This window comes from Eisenbergiella tayi (assembly GCF_001881565.1).
Lineage (GTDB): Bacteria > Bacillota > Clostridia > Lachnospirales > Lachnospiraceae > Eisenbergiella > Eisenbergiella tayi.
In genome coordinates this window covers 1,704,171-1,723,458 of sequence record NZ_MPDJ01000001.1, presented here as the reverse complement: position 1 = coordinate 1,723,458, position 19,288 = coordinate 1,704,171, and the positions used below count along the sequence as shown (strand labels likewise).

Below are 19,288 nucleotides of genomic sequence, written 5' to 3'. Positions count from 1 at the left end.
TATTTAACAATGCGCTTTGAAGGCGTCTGATTGGCGCCTTTAATAAAGGAGGTGAGCCCCATGAAGACCAGGGCTGAAATCTATGGGAACGAGGCTACGGACTTGCTACGGATCGTGACGATGTACCCCGGCCTCTGTGAACACCAGCTTCTTTGTTTTCACCCTGGCAAAGAAGATACTACAAAGGCCCTGCTCTCTCATTTGGAGAGGCAGGGCCGCATTTTTCAAACAGACGGCGGTGGTTATTTCCTGGCAGGGCAAACACCAAAAACTGACCATGCGCTTGTCCGGGCAGTGTGGGTCCTGCTGGACTTCATCCGGCAGGTAGATTACCACGCTCCGGCTGATTTTCCCGTTAAACTCGTGTTTTTTGCCGACGGTGAATTATATGAGATTGCTTATATTGCCGCCGGGCAGGAGGCACTTGTCTGCCATGCTCTGCGGGGCAACAAAGGGGGAAGCCGCCGTATCATGCTGGTCGATACTCCGGCGCAAATCGCCCAAATCGACTGTCCGGGCATATCCGGATTTTGTACTGTAGACGAGGAAGGCCAGACAAATTATTTCAAGAAAGCAGGAGGCACATGATTGGATCGAAAACTAATATCCCACCGCATTGGAAGCATTCTCGACGATATATCCCGTCTGAGTAATGCGCTGTACGCGCTGGACACCACTGACATCCAGCGTTACCCCGACAACTATGAAACACTTTCCATAGATGCCGCTTTACGGGCAGAGCGGATTGCCTGCCGGCTGCGGCATCTGATTTATTCCAGCACAACCATCCGCAAAGGTGACTATCTCAAATCCGCCGGTGCAACGCACGGCATCACTGTCAACTGCGAGGACAGGGTGCTGGAGGTGACGCTGCCCTGTTTGCTGCCAAAGCGCAAACAGCGGCAAAGCGATGAGTTCCTGTTGGACCCGCTCTATTTTGTCCTTGATCAATACGCAAGAGAACACCCACTTCCGTATTACCGCGATTGCGTTGTCTGTTTCGCCCAGGTCTATGACCGGGCACTTCCCGACAGGCGGATACGCGATTACGATAATTTATCGGAAAAGCAATTACTGGATCTTCTCTCTTCCTTTGTGATGGCTGATGATACCGGCCTGTTGTGCGATGCCTATAACACGGCCGAACTGGGCGACCAGGATTGCACAAAAATCTATATCATGGAGAAGCAGCGTTTTCCGCAATGGCTGACGGAGCATAAAACGAGTCTACAATCCATCTCGGATTTTTGACCATTTTGGGCCTTCTCCGGCCCGACATCCAGCGAAGCGGCTGAAACGCCCGATTTTCCGGGCTTTTTCCCCTCATGGGGAGGCCCATTTTTACCGAAGTCCTCAGTCATTACGGTAAAAATCCTGTGCTTTCAAGGGAGGTGACTACTTGGGAAAAGCACCAACTATTTTCCACAGCCGGATACGCTTCCGTTCCGGCTTTTATCGCTGACCGCTATTTCGGGAGAGTTCCCCACCAGCCAGCTCAACCGCCTTCCCGCCAGCCCTTACTACTTGGAGGCGGTCGTGACTGCGCTCAAAAAGGCCGGACTGCTGCGCACCTACTACCGGGATCGGCTCCGGGGCTATCGGCTGGGGATCAAAGCCAAGTCAGCTCTGCTGGACGGATGGCCCGAGCGTTTTACATTCTGCCTTACAGGAGACGCAGAAACCAACCGGCTCAAAAGCGAAGCAAACCGGAGGTTTCGGCTCCACCGCCTCGCGGAAACCTATATTACTATGGGCAATGCCGGGGTATTGCTCTACCCGGATGAAAAGCCGAAGGTCTTTGCCCAGACCGGTTTTGGCGGCGAAACTGTAACATATCCCGCGTTTTACAGTTCACGCGAAGTCAAGGAGTTGGGGGCTGATGCCACCCAGATCCGAAGCTCCCGCTTCGCAGGGGTGCTGCTGGTCCCCACCGGCATCTTTGTGACCTACAATAGCGGGAGCGCTCTGATGAAGTGGCGCTACAAATCCGAACTGCGGGTAAAAACACTCCTCTGGAACATTCTATGCCAGCAGCGTCTGGCCCAGCAGTACCGTGTCGAACAGGTACATGGACTGGTATTGGGGGACAGCATGGACCTGGCCTACCAGATACTCACCAGTACCGGTGGGGCCAAGCATGACTACTTCATGCTGGACGGCAGCTACGACCACTTTTATTTCCTAACCAATGACCATCAGGGGGAGGTGATACTGGCGTTACTGTGTGACCCTGTGAAAACCGCGGAACTTGACCGCATTCTGTCACAGGGCCTCTACGCCGGCAATCCCGGCAGGGCCATGGAGCAGGATGCCGCAGAGCCGGATGGAACGCCGGTGCTGTTCGGTTACTTCTGCGATCTGCCGCGGATCGTGCGTTTCAACACCGCCCTCGAACTGATGGAACGCCCCGGTACGCTGATCTGCTTTGATTTTCAAGCAGATGTGCTGCGCCGCTATTGCAGTGACCGGGTACACCTGCAAACCATTGACTTTACAAAATTCGAGGGGAGGTTGTTCCCATAAACAAAAAGAAACTAATCATAGGCCTGGCAGCAGCGCCGGCCGCCGTATTTGCGATTCTATACGCAGGCGGTTTCCTGGCACAGCTGTTTGGCAATTACGCGGCGTGGAAACAGGGCGGCGGCATCCCCGGAGACGGAACTTCTCCGGCGATGGCGTCGCCTGATTTTTTTACCTGTCTGGCCTCCGTGTTTCATCCACCCTATGGAGTGTACGGTGTCCTGATCTGCATCGGCCTGTTGGCAATTTTGCTGCTCATGGTCATGCGCATGGGCTACAGCGATACCGGCGAATATGATACTGACCGGAATTTCATTTACTCGGCCAAGGGCACTTACGGTACTTCCGGCTGGATGAGCCGCAAGGAGATGGCCGGTGTGTTGGATCTGGTGCCTGACCTGCGCAAGCATAAAGGCGTTGTACTGGGAATGCTGGACAACAAGGCTGTCTGTATTCCCGAAAATCCCCATATCAACGGCAATCTGGCTGTGTATGGCTCCAGCGGCAGCATGAAAACCCGGTCCTTTTGCATGAATCGTATCCTTCAGGCGGCGGTCCGCGGAGAATCCCTGATTATTTCAGATCCGAAAAGTGAGCTCTACGAAAAATCCAGCGAGTATCTGCGGGATCAGGGGTACTGTGTCAAGGTGTTCAATTTGGTCAATCCGGAAAACTCGGACAGTTGGAACTGCCTTTCCGAAGTGGAGGGGCAGGAACTGATGGCGCAGCTTTTTGTAGATGTCATCATTAAGAACACCATCAACAACGGCAAGGGTGACCATTTCTGGGATTCCTGTGAGATGAACTTGCTGAAGGCCCTCGTCCTCTATGTGGACCAGAGTTATGCTGAACAAAACCGCAATATCGGAGAGGTGTACCGGCTGCTGACTTTAAGCGGCGAGTCCGATTTGGACAGCCTGTTTGAGAACTTGCCGCCCACCCATCCGGCCAAAGCGCCATACAGCTTGTATAAGCAGGCCAGCGATACAGTTCGTAGCGGCGTCATCATCGGCCTCGGCTCCCGTCTGCAGGTGTTCCAGTCGGAACTCATCAAGAAAATCACCACCCGGGATGAAATTGACTTGGAGCTGCCCGGCCAAGAGCGGTGCGCCTACTTCCTTGTTACCAGCGACCAGGACAGCACCTTTGACTTTCTGGCAAGCCTGTTCCTGTCCTTCTGCTTCATCAAGCTGGTGCGGTATGCAGACAAGAACTGCGAAGGAGGCAAACTGCCGGTACCGGTGCATGTCCTGGGTGAAGAATTAACAGCCTGCGGCACCATTCCAGACCTCTCCCGCCGGTTAAGCGTCATTCGTTCAAGGAATATCTCCATGAGCTGCGTATTTCAAAATCTGGCGGGCCTGCAAAACCGATACCCGCTCAATCTCTGGCAGGAAATTCTGGGCAACTGCGACGCGCAGTTGTTCCTGGGCTGCACGGATGAATTGACGGCGGAGTTTATTTCTTCCCGCACGGGACTGGCTTCCGTGTCGGTATCCAGCAAATCCAAGCAGTTGGGTACCTGGCGTATCTCCAACTACACGCCGGAATACCGGGAAACCTCCGGCGTCGGCAAGCGGCCTGTCCTCACCCCGGACGAAGTTCTGCGGCTGCCCATCACACAGGCGTTGGTCATCATCCGGGGACAAAAGGTACTCAAGGTAAACAAACTGGACTATTCCAAGCATCCGGAGTCATCCAAGCTCCGTTCCTGCAAGGCATCCGCCCATATCCCCGAATGGCGCAGGCTGGAACAGGAGCAACCGAAACCCTCTGCGGCGCAGCCAAAGCCGCAGGCTCCCGCGCCTAAAAAGCCAGTGAAGAAAAAGCCGAAGGCGGCCAGCACATCTACCAACACCAAGCAGACCGCAGCCGTTCCTACCGCAGAGGCTCCGAATGGCATCATCACGACAGATAAGGACTCGATCCTTTCTTAATACAAAACATAGGAGGTTAATTTTATGGCAACCAAGAAAAAAGTATTGCTGGAGCAGGAAACTCCTGTTCCTGAAAACACCGCCCCCGCGGACGGTACCATTTCTTCCGCCGGCCCCCCGGCTGATGCGGCGGCGCCGCCTGACAGTGACGATTTGAGTGCGCTGCTGGCCTCTATGGGTCAGACCAATGACAGCGCCTCTACGGATCAACCTGATGGCGACGCCACTTTGGAAGGCTCTGACCCTCCCCTTGAGTTTATGGAAACGGAGGCGTCTGATGAAGCTGCCCCCGAGGGTGACGGCACGGCCTCTGGCGCCCCTTCCGATTCGGATGAGCCTGCCGGATCGGCGGCCGGTGAGGAAGAGACTCCTTCCAATTTGTCTGCTGAAGGTGCAGATGACACCCCGGCGGAGACGGTTTCCGAAACTGCTGGGGAGCCGGCTCCCCCCAAGCCCAAGCGGGCACCCCGGCGGAAAAAGGCGGCGCCTGTGGAAGCTCCCGTACATGGCGAGAATGAGGACTCTGCGGAGGCTCCGGCTGCTGAAGAGCAGGCTGTGGAATCTTCCGCCTCTGTTGAGAATACGGCGCCGCCTGATGAGGGAGAAACACCCATTTCAGAGGATACCGCTCCCCAAGAGGAGGCGCCGGTAGATACTGCGTCTGCTCTGCGCCGGACCGCCGTAACACACCGCAGTGACACCTCTATCCTGACCATCCGCAGTCGTGAAGAGGTGGAAACACAGGAAGACCGCGAGGATGTCATTTGGCACGAGATCCACAACGCCTACCGCACCCGCCGCATCCTCACAGGTCAGCTGGGCGGCATTGAGCAGCTGGACAACCGCAAAACTGTGGCCGTAGTGGATTACAAGGGATTCCGCATCATTATCCCCATCAAGGAGATGATGATCAATCTGGGCCGCAGCCCTTCCGGCCAGGAGTATGCCGACCTGATGCTGCGTCAAAACAAGATTTTGGGGAATATGCTGGGGGCGGACATTGACTTTGTGGTACGCGGCATCGACTCCAAGACCCGCAGCGTTGTCGCAAGCCGCCGTGAAGCTATGATGCGGAAGCGCCAGACCTTTTATTTCGATTTGGACGCCGAGGGGAAGTACCGCATCTACGAGGGGCGTATTGTTCAGGCCCGGGTCATCGCTGTTGCGGAGAAGGTCATCCGCGTCGAGGTATTCGGCGTTGAAACCTCAATTCTGGCCCGTGATTTGGCTTGGGACTGGATCGGCGATGCCCACGAGCGTTTCTCCGTGGGCGATGAAGTGCTGGTCCGCATTCTCAATGTGCGGCGCAACAGCCTTGAAGACCTCGGAATCCGTGCCGACATCAAGAGCACATCTGAAAATACCGACCGGGACAATCTCCAGAAGTGCCGAATCCAGGGTAAATACGCCGGAAAAGTGACCGATGTACACAAGGGTGTGGTTTATGTCCGGCTTGCCAATGGCGTCAATGCGGTAGCTCATTCCTGTTATGACTACCGGATGCCCGGAAAGAAGGATGATGTATCCTTTGCCGTCACCCATTTGGATGTGGAGCGCGGCATCGCTCTTGGAATCATCACCCGGATCATCCGGCAGAATCTGTAAACCGAAAACCGCCTGGGAAGTATCAAATAACTGCTTCTCGGGCGGTTATTTTATTATTTCAATCCTAACGCATATACATCCTTCCAACCCTCTCTATTTTTAATTTTATTTTCCGTTTGCGTTGATTTTTCACAAAATACGGGATATAATATATAAAAACACTGGATTAGGAGGTTGTTTATGCTGATTCAATTTAGTGTAGAGAACTATCTGTCTATCAAAGATAAAGTTGTCTTATCCCTGCTGTCCAGTAGGGACAATGAGCATCCAGAGCATCTCATCGCAGATGGAAACAAAAACTATCTGAAATCCGCTGTTATCTATGGAGCCAATGCTTCTGGGAAGTCTAATGTCTTGAACGCATTCTGGTTTATGGTAAACTATGTGCTGACTTCTCATAACCAGCAGCTCCATAAAACGATTGCGCGTTCACCATTTAAGTTCGATCCTGAAACACCTGCTCGCCCCAGTAGTTTTGAGGTCATCTTTACCACAGAAGGCGTTCGATATGCGTATGGCTTTTCTGTAACAGATAAGGCTGTCACGGAGGAATACCTATACTACTATCCCAACGGCAGACAGGCGCTTATTTTTGAGAGAAAAAACACCAAGGATTTCCGTTTTACGGTCGATGTTGATGAGCAAAACACACTCAAGGAGCGCACCTCTGCAAACAAGCTCTACTTGTCAGTTGCATCAAACTGGAGTTACGCCAAAGTGATCCCTGTCCTGGAGTGGTTTGCCTCCTGTCAAATCATCACGAAGAATTCCGTGGCGGATGCCTATGGAATTGAAGCAGAGCAGTTGAAAAATGACGACTACCGGCGTGTAATCGCATCTATGCTGCGTGTTGCAGATTTGGGAATACAGGCGCTCCAAATGCGCGATTCAGACCCTGCGCCTTCTCAACGCAGTGACATTTTTGCAAATATTGATGCCATTCATACGGTACATGACGCCAACGGAAATGCGTGTTCCTATGCCTTGAATATGGCAGAGGAATCTGACGGCACCAACAGTTATTTCAAGCTGATCGGTGTTGTGAAAAAGGCTTTAGACCTGGGGACGCTTCTTGTGGCTGATGAAATGGACGCACACCTCCATCCACTTCTGACCAAGCATCTGGTGTCCCTTTTCGACAGCACAGAATTTAATCCCAAGGGTGCTCAGTTGATCTTCACATCACACAGCACCAACCTTCTTGATTTGGATTTCTTGAGAAGAGATCAGATTTGGTTTACAGAAAAAGATGAGCAGACCGCAGCCACAGACTTGTTCTCCCTTTATGATTTTTCCATTCGCAAGGACACCAAAGTAGAAAAGGGATATTTGATCGGCCGTTTTGGTGCAATTCCTTTTATCAAGGGAGGGCTGTAAAATGGCACGGGGACAGATTGAAAAGCGTGGACAGCGACGCAGGAAATTAAAACCCGTCATTCTGATTGTGACGGAGGGCTCGCAAACCGAGCCAAAGTATTTTTAACATTATCGCAGCCGCCAGACCAACATTGATATTCGCGTGGTCGGCAGCCACACCAAAGGGGGCGAAACCGATTACCTCGCTCTGATTCGGAAAGCTGTGGAATACCAAAGCAAAAATCAGCTTTCTGTATCCAATGGCGATGCTGTATGGGTCGTTGCAGACGGTGATGTGAACTATAATACCCCTGATCCTATCGCGGCCAAAGACAAATTGCTCTCCAAAGCACAGAAAATGGCTGATGCAAAGGGCATTCATATTGCGCTCTCTAATCCTTGTTTTGAATTTTGGTATCTGCTTCACTTTCAGTACACCACTAAGTTTTTCAAGGATTATCCTGCAGTAAAGAATGCCTTGACCACTTACCTTCCGGATTATGAGAAAACCGGCGATGTGTATTCCCAGTTGTCTGCTCATACAACCAATGCTCTCCAGAATGCCAAGCGTGTAGAGCAATATCATCTTCAAAATGGCAGCAGCAAACCGTTTGGAATCGCCGTCAATCCATTCACCGATATTTATCAACTGGTGGAATCGCTGCTGTAATTGGCACAGGATTGTCCTTGCATTGGCACAGCCTTGCCCTTGAGCCGTAAATCCATATCTGTTATACTTGGTACAGTCAAAAATTTGTAATGCAGCCGCTCCGGCCGGGAGCGGCTGTTTTTATTTCTGAGTAAAGGTGGTGGTTTTTATCCATAGCATACTGCAAAAGCTCCGCAGTGCATTAAAAAATGAGCGGGGCGAGGCCAACTACTTTTCCACGGTGGTGTTTATCTTCATTGCCGTTGTTTTGCTGGCCTTTATCATCGACTTGTTCGGTATTATCTCTACAAAACAGGAGCTTGACCATGCAGCCGATCAGATGGTCAAGCAGATCCAGTTGTCCGGCGGCATCAACAGCGAGACGGATGCTCTCTTTGATTTCCTCTGTTCGGAGATCGAGGGGGCCGACAATATCACCTATTCGATTGACGCCACATATAAATCTCCCACACCTTCCGGGATGTCCCGGGCCATCCAGTTGGGAACGCCCTTCTATATTACCATTGAGGGGGATGCCAAGCTGGGCGGCTTCTGGAATCTGGATCTGGTCAACATCACGGTGGTGGCCCGCGGCTCCGGCGTTAGCGAACATTACTGGAAGTGAGGTGGCCTATGAAGCGTTTATTCTCACAGCTGCACCGGCCGCTCCGCAACGAGCGGGGGGAGATCACCTTCTTCGCCTGCTTCTTTGTGGTTGGAGTTGTCATGCTCATTTCTTTCCTGCTACTGTATGCTTCGGTGAGAATTACTTGCATCAACATCCGCAACGGGGCTAAAATGGAGCTGAACAATCTGAGCGCCACCATCTACGCAGATACTTACCGCTCCCAGAGGGAAACCAATTTTGAAGAGTATTTACGCACCCTCTACTCCAGCCGGGACTACACAGAAATGCTGGAGGCCACAGTTGCCGGCGGCCTTGCTGAAAAGGTCCCTCTCTCTACCGATGACTACACGGTTTCCGACATCAGCCTTGAATTCAATGTGGTGGGCGACCGTGTGGAATACATCTTTTACTGTGATGTTGACTTCTATGTGCGGATGTTTGGACACAGTTACCCCACCATTACCCAGCGGGTAGAACTGACCGGCTACCACAACACCAAATTTTAGCCGTGCTGTTGAAAATTCAGCCAGAACTACAGTATAGGCTTTATATAACAGCAAAAAAGGAGTGTATCACACATGAAGAAGTTTTTCCAATCCAAAGGCTTTATCGTTACTTCGCTGGCCGTCCTCTGTGTTGCCATCCTGGGTGTCTGCTGGTTTGCCAGCCGGGATCGCACAGAAGATTTCAAGCCGGAAGAATCCCCGCCCAGCAGCACGACCAGCGATTGGTCGGATGGCGGCACACAGACAGACGGTGAGAGCGGCGCCGGAGCCTATGCGCCCGGCCAGTCCTCCAGTCCTGAAGAGGAGTACCCCAAGGTGACCTCCGAAACTGAGGATGAAGTCGTGATCGACTTCACGGACACGGAGAAACCGGAAACAACGCCTCCGCCCGTGCCAGAAGGGAAAACCGAGCGGGAAGACCCCGGTGAAGATCATCCGGTCAATCCTGACCCGGAAGTGCCCAAGGTCACCACTCCCCCTGCGGAAAAGGAGCCGGCCAATAATGAGCCGGCCCCCGGGGCCAGCAATGGCAACGGTGCCGTATATGATCCAGTGTTTGGGTGGATTGTCCCCGGTAATGGACAAGAAACTATTGGAGATAGCGATGGAGACATCAACAAGCAGGTCGGCAATATGGGCTGACCAATCTATGACTGAATATACCCCTGATTGGCCGTCACAGAATTGTGGCGGCCTTTCTATTTTAAGAAGAACGGAGTGTGATGTATTTGAAGCGACTTCTCGCCCTCCTGTGCAGCCTTGCCCTGGTATTTTGTTTGCTCCCTTCCACCGCGTTTGCAGAGGGCGGTAACGGAAATATTGACGGTGGTGGCGGCAGCATGGGCCAAGGCACATCCTCTAATTTCTGGAATCCTGGAAATGATGGTGTGCGAATCACCGTTGTGGATGCCGATAGCGGAAACGCAATATCCTCACCGATTGATTTTACAAATCGATCTCAAAATAATGTCGTTCACTTTGGAAAAGTGAACAAGTTGCAGTATCTTGCCGGCACTGCACTTACTCCCCAATCAGGCGCAGGTTATGACTATACAAGGCCAATACAGTCTATGCCCACCATCGTCAGCAGTAAGGGGCAGAGCAATATTGAGGCCATCAAGCGGTATTTTTGTTCGGAATATGCCTGCCAGATGGTTGCCCAGGCGGCCGGTGTGGACTATGAGCGGATGATCGCTGGCGACTATAAGCTGCTGATCGAGCCCATTGCATACTTTACGCATAACGGCCAGTATTACTGTATGACCGCTACAGAGGCGGCGCTGTATGACCAAAAATCTGGCGGGGCGCTTCGGAAAACCATGACTTCCCTCACCCACAAGAATCTGCCTCTGTCGATGTTTTTGGAATTTAGCGATCTCGGCCTGCCCGCATGGACAGGCAGCACCACAAGCAAGCAGAGCAACGCTGACATCATCAGCAGTCTGGGCGTCGGCATTGTCTGGTTTGATGAGCGCCCGCCCGAAGGGGAAATTGAAGCGCCCGATGTAGAATATCGGGTAGACACGGATGTGATCACATCCGTTACTCTGCGGACGGATACAGATTTAACACCGGACAATCCGGCCTCGGTGACCTTCCATATTCTCGGCACCACCTACCGGGTCAACGATATAGTCATCCCGGCAGGCGACAGCCAGGTGGTCTGGGTCAAATGGCACACGCCCTCCACTCCACAGTCGGTAACCATCACGGTTTCCGTCAGCGGGGCCTATACCGCACAAGATACCTTTGTTGCGGAGATCGTGGACTTGAACGAACATATCCCTCCAGATCCGACAGCAACGGATACCAACCCCAACTACACCGTGCCCTCACTCCCCAATGAGCCGCAGAAGCTCACTGCCAACTGGGGTGTATGGAGCTGCTACTGGGTACCGGTTTGGGTTTGGTGTGACCACGATGACTGGGGGCACTGGGTCGATGAAGGCTATTGGGAGTACGAGTACACCGGCTATTCTGCCTCCATCAGCGGTGTGATGTCCCTGATGCCGGATGATATTGTGCCCACGGCCTCCGGGAAGTCAATGAAGAGCGGGTATGGCGTCAAGCAGGATGTGACAGCCACCCTTTCCACCGACTCGCCCACCAGCCATATCACCCATCCGCAGACGGCATTTTCCGTGTTTCCCGAGTTCCAGTACGAAACATACTTGCGCCTTCTGCAGCGGGTGTCCAGCGGCCGGAGCGCCAAATTCACCTTCCAGCCCAATGAGTTCTCTACCTATAACCGGGCTGTGCATTTCAGTCCGCTATGGTTCCCGGATTCCACAGATTATACCGTCTTCACCCAGGTCTGGGACACTTGGACCCCTGATGGAATGTTGAGCATCAACCTGAACGACTATGTTTCAATCGATGGGAGCCTTTATGATGATTGGTACACCAACCGCGAGTAGCCTGTGGCCGGCATACCTGCTCACCGTTTTCTCTGTTGTGGCTGGTTTTGCTGTTTATGATATTCTGTATAGGCGGGTGCCGGATCGGGCGCTCGCCTTTTTTATGCCCTTCGCCGCTCTGGCTCCGTTGCTCAAGGTCTGCCTTGCCGGGGACGGTGGGCAGCTCTGGCCCACCGTTGCCGAGGCTTTGGCGGGGGCATTGCTTGGCTTTTGCATCCCTCTGGCTGCTGCCATGGCAACGGGTGGAACTGGGCTTGGAGGAGGCGATATTAAATTCTGTGGGATACTTGGGCTGATTTACGGCCCTTCCGGGATGGCTCTGGTTTTCTTTGTGGCCGCAGTCTTTGCCATGCCGATGGTCCTTCTGTTCCGAAGGCTTTCCCGGCTCCGCCAGCCCATCGCCATCCCGTTCTTACCTTTTCTTGCCTGCGGCTGCTCTGTTGCAACGCTGGCTGAACTATTTTTATGACAGGAGAATGTGCTTATGAAACTCAACAACCGATTTATTTTCGGTATTTTGTCCCTGGTATTGGCAGCAGTCATTGCTTTTGTGGCTCTGCCCACCATTGCCCGGCAGACCAACGGGAAAACGGAAATTGTCCGCATCACCCAGCCTGTGCTCAAAGGCGAACAGGTCACCAAAGAAAACGCCGAGGTTGTGGAGGTAGGCGGCTATAACCTTCCCACCAATGTGGCTCACAGCCTTGAGGATGTGGAGGGGCTGTATGTGACGGCGGATCTGGCTGCGGGCGACTATATTCTCACCAGTAAGGTGAGCAGCGTCCCGATTTCCTCCGATGTGGCGCTCAACGACATCCCCTCTGGTAAGGTTGCTATCTCCCTGACCGTAAAAACGCTGGCCTCCGGACTGTCGGATAAGCTCCAGCCCAATGATATTGTCCGCATCTATCACTTCCTGGAGACTGCGGAGGAAGTACCCGAACTGCGTTTTGTCAAGGTCCTTTCCGTCACGGATTCTGATGGCATCAATGTGGACAATACCAAGGAGCCCACAGAAGATGAAGAGCCGCAGCAGTCTGCTACCATCACAGTGCTGGCAAGCCCGGAGCAGGCCCGCATCATCACTGAGCTGGAGAACGACGGCGTAGCTCATGTGGCCCTGATCTCCCGCAACAATGACCAGCTGGCTGAAGAACTGCTGGCCGAACAGGACAAGACGCTCCAGGAAATTTACTTCCCGGAAACGCTGACAGAGGATGGCGAGAACGAAGGGACAGATGCAACTGGTGATCCCGCCTCTGCAGAAGATTCGGGTGAGAATACCCAATCGACACCTACCAGTAATACACCGGAAAGCGGTGAATGAAACCAGTTTGATAATTTTGATTATGATAATCGAAATTATATTACCGCACAATCAAGGGCATTCCGCCCTTGGGAAAGGAGTTTCCTATGGGAAAAGTCATTACCGTCTGGGGCAGCCCAGGGAGCGGAAAAAGTATGTTTTCCTGCATTCTGGCAAAAGCCCTGACCCGCGACAAGCGGAAAGCGATCATCATCAATGCGGAAATCAGTGTTCCTATGCTTCCGGTGTGGCTGCCGGAGCAGATCATTCAGACCAATGCCTCTGTAGGGCAGGTACTGAGCAGCGTGGAAATCGATACCTCTTTGGTGGCAGGGCATGTTACCGTGCTCAAAAGTTATCCCTTCATTGGAGTGATGGGCTATGCTGCCGGTGAAAATCCGTTGAGTTACCCGGAAGTCAAGTACGCCATGGTACTCCAGCTGGTCAACGCCGCCGCAAGGCTTGTGGATTTCGTCATTCTGGACTGCAGTTCCAATATGACGAATGTGTTCACGCCTGCCGCCATTGAGTCAGGGGATCTGGTCATTCGCATCCTGACGCCTGATCTCAAGGGCGTTAATTACTTAAAGGCCCATCAGCCCTTGTTGGGAGATGGGCGTTTCCACTACGATCAGCACATGACCTTTGCCGGCATGGCCCGCCCTTTCCACGCGCTGGATGAGATGGGCCATATCATCGGCGGATGGGATGGCCTTCTGCCCTATGGCAAGGAGATCGACCGCTGCGCCACCGAAGGCGGGATGTTCCAGGCCATCAAATACTGCAATCCCAAATACACAGCTTCGCTCAACAAAGTTTTGGATGCGCTGGAGCAGATGGAGCTGGCTGACCATGCCGCAGAGGATGATGGAAACGAAACCGAGCATTTTGAGGAGGAAACTGCCGATGAATAATCTCAATGACATTTTCTTCGCTCCTGCGGCCAATCAGGACCTTACCTATGAACAGATTCTGGAAGATGTACAGCGGTATTTTGCGGAAAACCACGCCGCCACGATTGCAGAGGCCGGCGATGGAAATACCGACCGCGCCTCCTCCCTTTTGAAAGAACTGATGGTGCAGTACATCGTCAAGCGAAAATACGCCATCGAGGGGCTGACCACGGAGGAACTGTGCGAGAAGCTCTATGAGGACATGGCCGGGTACTCCTTCCTGAAAAAGTGGATCTACAAACCCGGTATTGAGGAGGTCAACATCAATGCCTACAACGACATTGAGGTGATTGAAGCCGGCGGGCGCAGCGTTAAAATCCCGGACAAGTTTTCCTCTCCACAGCACGCTATTGATGTGGTCCGGCGCATGCTCAACGCCTGCGGCATGGTCATAGACGATACCATGCCCAGCGTGATCGGATTCCTGGATAAGAATGTGCGTATCTCTGTGGATAAGACGCCGATTGTTGACCCGGAGGTGGGGATCAACGCTTCCATCCGTATCGTAAATCAACAAACGGTTTCTGCACAGAAGCTGTTGGACTCCGGCAGTGCAACAGCGGAAATGCTTCATTTTCTGACCGCCTGCATCCGCTATGGCGTATCCGTCTGCATTGCCGGGGCCACCGGCTCCGGCAAAACTACCATCATGGCATGGCTGTTGTCCCAGGTCCCTGACAACCGACGCCTCATCACGATTGAGGAGGGCAGCCGCGAATTTGATCTGGTTAAGCGGGACGAAAATGGAAACATTCTGAATTCCGTAGTCCATCTGCTCACCCGGCCCAGCGAAAATCCTTCCTTGAACATCAACCAGGACTTCCTGCTGGAGCGGGTCCTTCGTAAGCACCCGGATGTGATCGGCGTCGGTGAGATGCGGTCTGCGGCAGAAAGCCTGTCCGCTGCAGAAAGCTCCCGTACCGGCCATACTGTCTGCACCACAATCCACTCTAACAGCTGCGCTTCTACTTACCGGCGCATGATGACGCTCGCAAAGCGAAAGTATATGATGGGCGATGATGTTTTGATGCAGATCATGGTCGAAGCCTATCCAATCATCGTCTTCACAAAGCAGCTGGAAGACCGAAGCCGTAAAATCATGGAGATCATCGAGGGGGAAGGCTGTGAGGGCGAACGGCTGATTTACCGCACCCTCTACTCTTACAATGTGCTGGACAACACTGTTGATGCAGATGGACGGCCCCTTGTGGTCGGCCGCCACAAAAAAGTTTCCGAGATGTCCAGCTCATTGCAGAAGCGTCTCCTGGACAATGGGATTTCCCATAAGGAGCTGGATGAATTTCTTGAGCACGACAAGGAGGTGTTGAACGGATGCCGTGGGTTTACATCATATGCTTCGCCCTCATCGCCGCTGGACTCCTAACGCTGTTTGGTGTGCGGCCGGGCGATTTCATTGATGCGCTTTTCCGGTCACAGCGCAAGTCGGCCACTCTGACCGATGAATTGAATGTTCTGATGGGTACTCCGGCCAAAGGCTTCTTTAATCAGGACTTTGAATTAAAGCAAATCCTCAAAGGCACCGGGCGGGCTGACCGGTATGAAGCAGTCAAACGGCTGACTCTGATCCTGTTCGCGGTGGGCGGCGCCCTGGCGCTGCTGATTGGCAATGTGTACATGGTCCCGATTTTAGGGATCGGATTTTCACTCGCTCCTATTTGGTATCTGCGCAGCACCGCAGCCAGTTATAAAAAGCATTTGAACGAAGAACTGGAAACGGCCATCTCCATCATCACCACTTCCTACCTGCGCACAGAGGACCTGATCCGGGCAGTCAAGGAAAACCTGCCCTACATCAATGAGCCGGTGAAGGCCAATTTTGAGGCATTTGTCTATGAGGCAGAGTTGATTAACGCAAATACTACGAGTGCCATCAATTCGCTCAAAATGAAGATTCCAAACCGTGTTTTCCATGAGTGGGCTAACATCCTCATTCAGTGCCAGTCTGACCGGGCCATGAAAAATACGCTGCCTACCATCGCCCAGAAGTTTTCTGATGTTCGTGTGGTGCAGTCGGAGCTGGAGGCTATGATGCAGGGGCCGCGCCGGGAGGCGATCACGATGATGTTCCTTGTGATCGCCAATGTACCGCTGCTTTATTTCCTGAATGAAGATTGGTTTCACACGCTGCTCTTCACCACGCCGGGCAAAATCGCTTTGGCAATCTGCGCAGCCATTATCCTGTTTGCCCTGACCCAGATCATGAAACTGAGCAGGCCCATTGAATATGGAGGTGACAGCGCATGACGCTTTTAGCTCTCACAGCAGTGATTTGTTTCGGCTTTGCTGTCTATAACCTGACTTGTGCCTTTGCAGACATTCCCACGAAGCGTACCTCCCGTATGATGCTTCTGGCCCGCAAGCAGCAGGGCGTAAAGGCCGAGAAACTGCTGGATGTCTATCTCACCAAAATCGCCGGCCTGATCGCCCCGTACCTGAAGCTGGATAAGCTCAAGCGGAATAAACTGCAGCGGGCGCTGGACATTGCCGGCATGGAGCTGACACCGGAAGTCTACACCGCCCGGGCCTGGGTCACAGCCGGGGCAGTCGGCCTCAGTTCTCTGCTGATGGCGTTTTTGATACCGCTTATGGTGCCTGTTCTGATTGGTCTGGCCGTGGCTCTGTGGTTTTCAACCTATTACAAGGTTTTTGACTTTGTGAAAAAGCGGCGCAAGCTCATTGAGAATGAGATCCCTCGCTTTGCCCTTACCATCGGGCAGAATTTGGAAAATGACCGGGATGTGTTGAAGATCCTTACTTCCTACCGCCGGGTGGCGGGCAAGGACTTCGGCGCGGAGTTGGACCAGACGATTGCCGATATGAAGACCGGCAACTATGAAAACGCCCTCATCCATTTTGAAACCCGCATCGGCAGCCCCATGCTGTCCGATGTGATCCGGGGACTGATTGGCGTATTGCGAGGCGACGATCAGAGGATGTACTTTAAAATGATCTGTTTTGACATGAGGCAGATTGAGCAGAACAACTTAAAAAAGGAAGCGGCCAAGCGCCCCAAGAAGATCCAGCGTTACTCCATGATGATGCTCATCTGTATCATGATTATCTACCTGGTGGTCCTCTGTACCGAGGTTATGGGCTCCTTGGGCGCTTTCTTTGGATAATCGGACTGCGAATGGAACGGCCCCACATCTGAATGTGAGGGCCGTTTCCTATAAGAGCTCTATGGTTTTCTCTGCAAGATACAGCGGAAGATTCGTGATAAATGATGATGCACATTCGAGGCGTCCACATTTTTCTTTGTTTTGCAATTCATTTTTTCACATTTTTCTGAATGTATGAAGCAGAAAAAACACATTTTTCTACCTCTTGCAGTGTAAAGGAGGTAAGTGCTTGTTCTATAGCGGATTTTTGTAGCGGTAGTCAGCTGCCGTCATTTATTTCTGGGCCAGCCTGTCATATACAGGCCGGCCCTTGTTTTAAGGAGACTTTTATGCCTAAGAAAAAATTTTCCCCGTCTGGCGGCGCACGGGAAGAAAAGCGCCGTTTCCGATGGCTTCTGTATCAAAAGCCGAAAGCCTATCCCAGCCGGCCCATTTCCAATAAAAAGGACATGCTCAAACCGATTCGTCGTTCTTGAGCGGTGAGCAGTCTTTTTATAAAACCATCAACATCAAAACAATAAAATTTCAGGAGGTCTTACCATGAGAAACTTTACCACCCGTATCCAGAACAAGGCGAATGCACTGTCCCTTCGTGCCCGTATGGCGCTTTCCAACCAGCGCGGCGATTTTTACATTTCGGACGCTGTTAAGATCATCATCGCCGTGGTGCTGGGCGCCCTTCTTCTGGCGGCCCTGACCCTCATTTTCAACGACACGGTGATTCCGCGTATCACCAGCGAGATCGAGGGCCTGTTTGGCTAAAATCACCGGCGGGGATCGGTCTGTGGGTTTCCACGGCCGGTCCCCGCTTTTTTAGTTTTTGAAAAAACGAATAACGGAGGTAGAGGATGAAATCATCCTGCAAAATTTATTCTTTTCTGCGGGCCGTTCGCGGCAACTGGCGCAACGCTATCTTTGTAAGCTGCGATTGCGGCAACTGCATGTGCGGCCGGACAACGCCCTGTTCCGGTTTTCTTCTGGCTGTGGATGAGTGCGGACAGGTTATGCTGCTTTCTGCCGAGGACATCCAAAGACTATCCGGAGAAACTGTAGATTCGTCTGAGTGCATTGCCATTTTGTCCCGGCGCGCCTTTGACGCCGCCTTTTCCAAGTACATCGAATGGCACACACCGGAGCCTTCCGCCTGTGCGCTCAGACAACTTTCTCTGGACCCGGGCTGCAATTAACACTGTTTTTTCACACTGAAAGACGCCTTTGCGCCGTCATCTATACGCATTTGGAGGTGATGATTTTTATGACGAAGCAAAAACATATCCAATGCCCTTATTGCCATGCTAACGCCTCTCTTCGCCCCGCCAGCACAGTCTATGGCTGTAACCGCCGTTCCCAGGGCAAATATATCTATCTCTGTGATCGCTGGCCGGCTTGTGATGCCTATGTGAGTGCCCATGACCGGACACACCGGCCTATGGGGACTCTGGCAAATGGGGATCTCCGGCACAAACGAATCCTGGCTCACCGGGCGCTGGAGCATCTGCAGCAGAGCCGGCACATGGAAAAATGGGAGGTCTACATCTGGCTCCAGGCCAAACTGGGACTAAATGACCAGCAGGCACATATTGGCATGTTTTCTGACGGGATGTGTGATGAGGTAATTCGCCTCTGTTACAAAGCCGCTGCTCCTTTGGGCAATCTGCATTCGGCCGCTTAAAGGGGGGTGAAACGATGACCAGTTTAACAGAACAGCAGCAGGAACTTGTTGCCCAGAATCTTCCCATCGTACATTGGGTTATTTGTGACTACATCCATGTTAATCCAACTATTTGCGGTATGGAATATGGAGACTTGTTCCAAGAGGGGTGCCTTTGGCTCTGTAAAGCCGCGTCTACTTATAAGAATGACGGACGGGCCCAGTTTTCTACCTACGCCAAAACGGTCGTTAAAAACGGGCTTCTGTCCTATTGCCGGGCGATCTGCAACAGGAAGAAAAAATTCAGCAGGCTTATTATTGGAGAACATGGAGAACTGGCGGCAGACGGAGAGGCCCTGGAGTCCCGGCCCGACGCCTTTGACACCCAAGTATCTCTGATAGAAACTCTGTCATTGCTGGATGCCTGTAAAAAAGATTACGATGGTGTAACCCGGCTTGGTATTGAGGCGCTTGCCCTCAAACTTCAAGGAATGCGGGTCACAGACATTGCGGAGCTTTATCAGGTGCCGCCCTCCCATGTGGGGGCATGGATCTCGCGTTCCACCGCAAAACTGCGCAGAGACTCCAAGTTTCTGAAAAGCCTGCTCTGAATTTGTTGA

At 52.6% G+C, this 19,288-nt stretch carries 22 protein-coding genes; all 22 read left to right on the top strand.

What is annotated here, in order from left to right:
• The first annotated feature begins 60 nt into the window (after positions 1-60).
• Positions 61-588 (top strand): DUF5697 family protein, encoded by a 528-nt coding sequence (locus tag BLA28_RS07310; RefSeq protein ID WP_009258061.1) that lies wholly within the window; start codon positions 61-63, stop codon positions 586-588.
• Entirely contained in the window at positions 589-1,251 is a 663-nt protein-coding gene (locus tag BLA28_RS07305) for a DUF6100 family protein (RefSeq protein WP_009258060.1), read from the top strand. It begins immediately after the preceding gene.
• Between the two features lie 285 nt (positions 1,252-1,536).
• The gene (locus BLA28_RS07300) at positions 1,537-2,523 is read left to right on the top strand and encodes a hypothetical protein (protein WP_009258059.1); all 987 of its coding nucleotides are present in this window, start codon (positions 1,537-1,539) and stop codon (positions 2,521-2,523) included.
• Positions 2,524-2,546: 23 nt separating this feature from the next.
• Positions 2,547-4,457: a VirD4-like conjugal transfer protein, CD1115 family gene (locus tag BLA28_RS07295; protein ID WP_071698950.1), complete on the top strand. Its 1,911-nt coding sequence runs from the start codon at positions 2,547-2,549 to the stop codon at positions 4,455-4,457.
• A 24-nt stretch (positions 4,458-4,481) separates the two neighbouring features.
• Positions 4,482-6,062, top strand: coding sequence for a S1 RNA-binding domain-containing protein (locus tag BLA28_RS07290; RefSeq protein WP_009258057.1), 1,581 nt, complete (start codon positions 4,482-4,484; stop codon positions 6,060-6,062).
• A 180-nt stretch (positions 6,063-6,242) separates the two neighbouring features.
• Positions 6,243-7,439: an AAA family ATPase gene (locus BLA28_RS07285; RefSeq protein ID WP_009258056.1), complete on the top strand. Its 1,197-nt coding sequence runs from the start codon at positions 6,243-6,245 to the stop codon at positions 7,437-7,439.
• Between the two features lie 142 nt (positions 7,440-7,581).
• On the top strand, positions 7,582-8,088 hold the full coding sequence (locus tag BLA28_RS07280) for an RloB family protein (RefSeq protein ID WP_242955400.1): 507 nt from the start codon (positions 7,582-7,584) through the stop codon (positions 8,086-8,088).
• Between the two features lie 136 nt (positions 8,089-8,224).
• A complete protein-coding gene (locus tag BLA28_RS07275; protein WP_009258054.1) occupies positions 8,225-8,692 on the top strand; it encodes a DUF4320 family protein in 468 nt (155 codons plus the stop codon).
• Between the two features lie 8 nt (positions 8,693-8,700).
• A complete protein-coding gene (locus BLA28_RS07270; protein WP_009258053.1) occupies positions 8,701-9,201 on the top strand; it encodes a hypothetical protein in 501 nt (166 codons plus the stop codon).
• A 72-nt stretch (positions 9,202-9,273) separates the two neighbouring features.
• Complete coding sequence (locus BLA28_RS07265) at positions 9,274-9,843, top strand: DUF6550 family protein (RefSeq protein WP_009258052.1); 570 nt, start codon at positions 9,274-9,276, stop codon at positions 9,841-9,843.
• 80 nt (positions 9,844-9,923) lie between these two features.
• The gene (locus tag BLA28_RS07260; protein ID WP_071698949.1) at positions 9,924-11,618 is read left to right on the top strand and encodes a hypothetical protein; all 1,695 of its coding nucleotides are present in this window, start codon (positions 9,924-9,926) and stop codon (positions 11,616-11,618) included.
• Positions 11,593-12,087, top strand: coding sequence for a prepilin peptidase (locus BLA28_RS07255; RefSeq protein WP_242955397.1), 495 nt, complete (start codon positions 11,593-11,595; stop codon positions 12,085-12,087). The genes BLA28_RS07260 and BLA28_RS07255 overlap by 26 nt, the downstream gene beginning before the upstream one ends.
• 15 nt (positions 12,088-12,102) lie before the next feature.
• Positions 12,103-12,945, top strand: coding sequence for a Flp pilus assembly protein CpaB (gene cpaB / locus BLA28_RS07250; protein ID WP_009258049.1), 843 nt, complete (start codon positions 12,103-12,105; stop codon positions 12,943-12,945).
• Between the two features lie 68 nt (positions 12,946-13,013).
• The gene (locus tag BLA28_RS07245; protein WP_330393262.1) at positions 13,014-13,838 is read left to right on the top strand and encodes a hypothetical protein; all 825 of its coding nucleotides are present in this window, start codon (positions 13,014-13,016) and stop codon (positions 13,836-13,838) included.
• Positions 13,831-15,261: an ATPase, T2SS/T4P/T4SS family gene (locus BLA28_RS07240; RefSeq protein WP_071698948.1), complete on the top strand. Its 1,431-nt coding sequence runs from the start codon at positions 13,831-13,833 to the stop codon at positions 15,259-15,261. The genes BLA28_RS07245 and BLA28_RS07240 overlap by 8 nt, the downstream gene beginning before the upstream one ends.
• On the top strand, positions 15,210-16,142 hold the full coding sequence (locus BLA28_RS07235) for a type II secretion system F family protein (RefSeq protein ID WP_009258046.1): 933 nt from the start codon (positions 15,210-15,212) through the stop codon (positions 16,140-16,142). Before BLA28_RS07240 ends, BLA28_RS07235 begins: the two co-directional genes overlap by 52 nt.
• Positions 16,139-17,017 (top strand): hypothetical protein, encoded by an 879-nt coding sequence (locus BLA28_RS07230; protein WP_009258045.1) that lies wholly within the window; start codon positions 16,139-16,141, stop codon positions 17,015-17,017. Before BLA28_RS07235 ends, BLA28_RS07230 begins: the two co-directional genes overlap by 4 nt.
• Positions 17,018-17,346: 329 nt before the next feature.
• Entirely contained in the window at positions 17,347-17,493 is a 147-nt protein-coding gene (locus BLA28_RS33665; protein WP_169897207.1) for a hypothetical protein, read from the top strand.
• Positions 17,494-17,557: 64 nt separating this feature from the next.
• Positions 17,558-17,779 carry a DUF6133 family protein gene (locus BLA28_RS07225; protein ID WP_071698947.1) on the top strand — a complete coding sequence of 74 codons (222 nt, stop codon included), beginning with the start codon at positions 17,558-17,560 and terminating at the stop codon, positions 17,777-17,779.
• 86 nt (positions 17,780-17,865) lie between these two features.
• Positions 17,866-18,204 (top strand): hypothetical protein, encoded by a 339-nt coding sequence (locus BLA28_RS07220; protein WP_009258043.1) that lies wholly within the window; start codon positions 17,866-17,868, stop codon positions 18,202-18,204.
• 68 nt (positions 18,205-18,272) lie between these two features.
• On the top strand, positions 18,273-18,689 hold the full coding sequence (locus BLA28_RS07215) for a zinc-finger-containing protein (protein WP_009258042.1): 417 nt from the start codon (positions 18,273-18,275) through the stop codon (positions 18,687-18,689).
• A gap of 14 nt (positions 18,690-18,703) precedes the next feature.
• Positions 18,704-19,279, top strand: coding sequence for a sigma-70 family RNA polymerase sigma factor (locus BLA28_RS07210; protein WP_009258041.1), 576 nt, complete (start codon positions 18,704-18,706; stop codon positions 19,277-19,279).
• Positions 19,280-19,288 lie beyond the last annotated feature (9 nt).